The organism is Mycolicibacterium komossense (assembly GCF_025822605.1).
In the GTDB taxonomy this organism is placed as follows: domain Bacteria; phylum Actinomycetota; class Actinomycetes; order Mycobacteriales; family Mycobacteriaceae; genus Mycobacterium; species Mycobacterium komossense.
In genome coordinates, this window is sequence record NZ_JACKTY010000056.1 from 1 (window position 1) to 635 (window position 635).

Annotated in this window: 1 protein-coding gene; it reads left to right on the forward strand. The window is 66.3% G+C overall.

Features of this window, described 5'->3' with window-relative positions; genetic code table 11:
- Positions 1-403, forward strand: a 403-nt coding sequence (gene rraA, locus H7J73_RS33255; RefSeq protein ID WP_264072127.1) for a ribonuclease E activity regulator RraA, incomplete at its 5' end; no start/stop codon positions are given.
- Between the last annotated feature and the right edge of the window lie 232 nt (positions 404-635).

The window sequence follows — 635 nt, forward strand, 5'->3', positions numbered from 1 at the left end:
GTCCACACCGGGTAACGGTGGGGTGCTGGTGGTCGACGGCGACGGGTCGCTGCACACCGCACTGGTGGGCGACATCATGTCCACACCGGGTAACGGTGGGGTGCTGGTGGTCGACGGCGACGGGTCGCTGCACACCGCACTGGTGGGCGACATCATCGCGGGGCTGGCCGCCGACAACGGCTGGTCCGGGGTGATCGTGCACGGCGCGGTGCGCGACGCGGCCGCGCTGCGCACCATCGACGTCGGCATCAAGGCGCTGGGCACCAACCCGCGCAAGGGCACCAAGACCGGCGAGGGTGAGCGCGACGTCGAGGTCAGCTTCGGCGGCGTGACGTTCGTGCCGGGCGAGATCGCCTACGCCGACGAGGACGGGATCGTCGTAGTTGCCGGAGGCGACGATTAGGACCCGTCGCCCTTCCGCCTGACCAGACACAAAACTGGCCCTCTTCGCATGAAGAGGGCCAGTTTTGTGTCTGCTCGGTGAGGAACTAAACCGTCACTGCGGCACGGTGTTTGGTGAACATCAGCGCTTCCTCGTCGACCTTGCCGTAGCGGATGGTCCGCATGTCGAAGAAGTAGTTCTGCTTGAGCTTCCACGGCGCTTCCGAACCCGACTTGGGCAGGCTGTCCATGGC